Below are 4184 nucleotides of genomic sequence, written 5' to 3'. Positions count from 1 at the left end.
GCCCCAGCACCGCCATCACGCCCAGGGCCACGAGCACCCCACGCACCAACCGAGCCACCGCCCCGGGGACCTGGGCCAGACGCACACGGCGGGGAGCATGGGGAATGGCGAATTGCATAGGGCCCGCCAGCCTACTGCACCAGACGTTGCGAGCGATGGCAATCGCCTGGGAACCGTCCTGGGGCGTCGTCACCTCCGACGAACACCGGGACAGGGTGTCGGAGTTCGCTGACGTTGGCACCTTCGTCGGCTGGGTGACGTACCTGGCTCGGCAACGAGGGGCGGTGCCCCCACTGCCGGCCCCCGTGCACGTCGAACCCGTGGAGGACAAGGAGACGCTCATCGTCTTGACGCCTGAGCGCTTCACGTCCACCCGCCCGGAGCATGTCGCGCTCGCCGCGCAAGTCCGGGAACGGTTGGACCAGGCGGGACTGCTGAAGCCGCTCCATGCCGCGCCCTCGTGAGCGCGGCACGGAGCCTGTGACTCAGGAAGTTCCCAGCTCCCGCTGCAGCTTCGCCAGCAGGTTGAGCGCCTCCAGCGGCGTCATCCGGTCCACCGACGCCGCACGCAGCGCCTCCAACACTTCTGAATGCACAGACGGCGCCGGAGGCACCACCACCGGAGCCGCGCCCCCGAACAACCCCAACTGCCCCGCGTTCACGGGCGAGCGCTTCGCCGACGAGCGCACCGCCACCCGGGGCCGCCCCGCGTCATCCAGCTCACCCGACTCCAGGTTCTGGAGCAGCTCCCGCGCCCGCGACACCACCTCCGGCGGCAGGCCCGCCAGCTTCGCGACCTCGATGCCGTAGGAGCGGCTGGCCCCGCCCGGAATCAGCTTGCGCAGGAAGATGACCTTGCCGCCCTGCTCCTTCACCGCGACGCACAGGTTCTTCACCCGGGGCCGCTCGCGCGCCAGGTCCACCAGCTCATGGTAGTGCGTCGCGAACAGCGAGCGCGCCCCCACCTTGTCGTGGATGTGCTCCGCCACCGCCCACGCAATCGACAGACCGTCATACGTGGACGTGCCGCGTCCAATCTCATCCAGGATGACCAGGCTGCGGCGCGTCGCGTGGTGGAGGATGTGGCTCGTCTCCGTCATCTCCACCATGAACGTGGACTGCCCGCGCGCCAGGTTGTCCGCCGCGCCCACGCGCGTGAAGATCCGGTCGCACAAGCCGATGCGCGCCGCCTTCGCCGGCACGAACGAGCCCGCCTGCGCCATCAACGCCGTCAGCGCCACCTGCCGCATTACCGTGCTCTTGCCCGCCATGTTCGGGCCCGTGATGATCAACAGCTGCGCGTCCTCTGGATCCAACCGCACGTCGTTGGGCACGAAGGACTCGCCCGCGCCCAGCATCCGCTCCACCACCGGGTGCCGGCCGCCCGTGATGCTCAGCCCCTCCGTGTCGTCCACCTGGGGCCGCGTGTAGCCGTACTCCGCCGCGCACCGGGCGAAGGACACCAGCGCGTCCGCCGTGGCCACCGCCTCCGCCGCGGAACGGATGGCCGGCGCCCAGGTAATCACCCGCGCGCGCAGCTCCTCGAAGAGCTGCAACTCCAACACCGTGCGGCGCTCCTCCGCCGTGAGGACCTTCTCCTCGTACTCCTTCAGCTCCTCGGTGACGAAGCGCTCCGAGCCCACCGTCGTCTGCTTGCGAATGTAGTCCTTGGGCACCGCGTGCAGGTTCGCCTTCGTCACCTCCAGGTAGTACCCGAAGACCTTGTTGTAGCGGATCTTCAGCGAGCTGATGCCCGTGCGCTCCTTCTCCCGCTGCTCGATGCGCAAGAGCACGTCCTTGCCGGACGTGGACAGCGCCACCACCTCATCCAGCTCCGCGTGGAAGCCCGGCCGGATGAACCCGCCGTCGCGGAGGACCACCGGCGGCTCGTCCGTCACCGCCCGCAGCAGCACGTCCGCCAGCTCCGGCAGCGCCCCCAGCGGCCCCGCCAGGGACTTGAGCAGCCCCGCGTCACACCGCGCCAGCGCCGCGCCCAGCCGAGGGAGCTGCGACAGCGACAGCCCCAGCGCGCGCAAGTCGCGCGCGTTGCCCGCGCCCAGCGACAGCCGGCCGCACAGCCGCTCCAGGTCGCCCACCTCCTTGAGCGTGGCCACCAGCTCCTCGCGCCACACGCTCTTGCCGGCCAGCTCCTCCACCGCGTCCAGCCGCGCGTGGATCTCCGGCAGCGAGCACAGCGGCGCGGACAGCCAGCGGGCCAGCTTGCGCGCCCCCAGCCCCGTCGCGGTCCTGTCCAACACGCCCAGCAGCGACCCCTTGCGGCCCCCGTCGCGCAGGCTCTTGAGCACTTCCAGGTTGCCCCGCGAGGACTCGTCCATCACCAGGCACGCGGACTTCTCCTGCCGCGACAGCCGGTCCACGTGCGCGGCCGCCGTCTTCTGCGTGTCCTTCAGGTAGCGCAGCGCCGCCCCCGCCGCCCCGGTGGCCAGCGGTGAGCCGTCCAGCCCGAACGCGGACAGCGACTGCACGTTGAAGTGCGAGCGCAGGAAGGCCGCCGCCCGGGTGTGCTCGAAGGCCGCGCCCTCCCCTTCCGCCACCGCGGGCGCGCGCGACAGCCGCTGGCACACCTGCACCACCTCCGGCGCCTCGCGCTGCCCCTGCGGCACCAGCAGCTCGCGCGGATCCACGCGCGCCAGGCCCTCCACCAGCTCCGACAGGCTGGCCGCCTCGAAGGTGTAGAACTCGCCTGTGGACGCCTCCAGCAGCGCCGCGCCGAAGCCCGCCTCCCCCCAGCAGAGGGCCGCGAGGAAGTTGCTGGCCTGCGGCTCCAGCACCTCGTCGTCCAGCACCATGCCGGGCGTGATGACCCGCGTCACCTCCCGCTGCACGATGCCCGGCCCCGCGCCCGGCTCCGTCACCTGCTCGCAGATGGCCACCTTCAGGCCGTGCTCAATCAGCTTCGCGATGTACCGGCGCGCCGAGTGGTACGGGAACCCGCACATCGGGACCTTGTCCGCGCCCTTGGACCGCGCCGTCAACGTAATCTGGAGCAGCTCCGAGGCCTTCACCGCGTCCTCGAAGAACATCTCGTAGAAGTCGCCCATCCGGAAGAACAGCACCGTGTCCGGATGCAGCGCCTTCACCTCCAGGTACTGGCGCATCATCGGCGTCAGGGACGCGATCTCCCGCGCCCCCGCGGGCGCTTCGTTCGTCCCGACGTCCGGGGTCGTTTCGTCCTCGGCGAGCACCACCTCCGCCGCCTTGCCTGTCTTCATCTGCTGTGTCACCGCCATCCCCGACCTTCTCCCACGACCCTACGCCCGGATCAACGAACCGGAGCCCCTACCTGGGGAGTCTGCCTACCACCCCTGTCCGACATTTCCGGACGCCCCCCTTCCGAAAACGGTTTGCAGTCCCACCTTCCCCCGGCAGTCTGCCCGCCGACATGGCGACCTCCTCCTCGAAGCCGAACCGCCCGCCCGTTCCCGCGCTCTTCAAGGTCGCACTCGCCCCCGTGCAGGCGTTCTTCCGCCTGGAGGCCAGCAGCGGCATCCTCCTGGCGCTCTGCGCGGTGGCCGCGCTCGCATGGGCCAACTCTCCCTGGGCCGGCTCCTATTCAGCCGTGTTCGACGCGCCCCTGCGCCTGGAGGCGGCGGGCCACGGCGGCGGGTTCACCTTCCGTGAACTCATCAACGACGGGCTGATGACGCTGTTCTTCTTCCTGGTGGGGATGGAGATCAAACGCGAGCTGTCCTCCGGCGAGCTGCGCACCTTCTCTCGCGCGCTGCTGCCCCTCATCGCCGCGCTGGGCGGCATGGTGGTGCCCGCCGCGCTCTACCTGGCCTTCACCCACGGCACCCCCGCGCAGGGCGGCTGGGCCATCCCCATGGCCACCGACATCGCGTTCGCCATCGGGTGCCTCACGCTGGTGAAGGCGCGCGTGGGCCACGGGCTGGTGGTGTTCCTCACCGCGCTCGCCATCTTCGACGACATCGGCGGCATCCTCGTCATCGCCGTCTTCTACGGCACCGGTCTGCATGGGGAGTGGCTCGCGGTCAGCGCGGGCGTGTGCGGGGTGCTGTGGGGACTCAACCGCTTCTACGTGCGCAACGGCCTGGCGTACGCGCTCGCGGGCGTGGCGCTCTGGTACGCCATGCACCACGGCGGCATCCACGCCACGCTGTCCGGCGTGGTGCTGGGCCTCTTCATCCCCGCGCGGCCCACCC

3 protein-coding genes are annotated in these 4184 nt (G+C 70.7%); 2 read left to right on the top strand and 1 reads right to left on the bottom strand.

Going from position 1 to position 4184, the window contains the following annotated elements:
* The first annotated feature begins 104 nt into the window (after positions 1–104).
* Positions 105–464 (top strand): immunity 52 family protein, encoded by a 360-nt coding sequence (locus tag D7Y13_RS39270; protein WP_120584416.1) that lies wholly within the window; start codon positions 105–107, stop codon positions 462–464.
* A 21-nt stretch (positions 465–485) separates the two neighbouring features.
* Here the strand turns inward: D7Y13_RS39270 and mutS are convergent, their stop codons facing one another.
* Positions 486–3251 (bottom strand): DNA mismatch repair protein MutS, encoded by a 2766-nt coding sequence (mutS, locus tag D7Y13_RS39265; RefSeq protein ID WP_120584417.1) that lies wholly within the window; start codon positions 3249–3251, stop codon positions 486–488.
* Positions 3252–3403: 152 nt separating this feature from the next.
* Here mutS and D7Y13_RS39260 point away from each other — a divergent pair.
* Positions 3404–4184: Na+/H+ antiporter NhaA (locus D7Y13_RS39260; RefSeq protein ID WP_147452606.1), on the top strand; the 781-nt coding region annotated here is incomplete at its 3' end.

Origin of the sequence: Corallococcus praedator (genome assembly GCF_003612125.1) — a bacterium.
In the GTDB taxonomy this organism is placed as follows: Bacteria; Myxococcota; Myxococcia; order Myxococcales; family Myxococcaceae; genus Corallococcus; species Corallococcus praedator.
The sequence above is the reverse complement of the archived record's forward strand: the minus strand, read 5'-3'. Positions and strand labels throughout refer to the sequence as shown.

What these genes read in the sequence shown, in the direction of transcription:
- mutS (WP_120584417.1), bottom strand. Translation starts at nt 3,251, where the DNA reads ATGGCGGTGACACAGCAGATGAAGACAGGCAAGGCGGCGGAGGTGGTG.
- D7Y13_RS39270 (WP_120584416.1), top strand. Translation starts at nt 105, where the DNA reads ATGGCGAATTGCATAGGGCCCGCCAGCCTACTGCACCAGACGTTGCGA.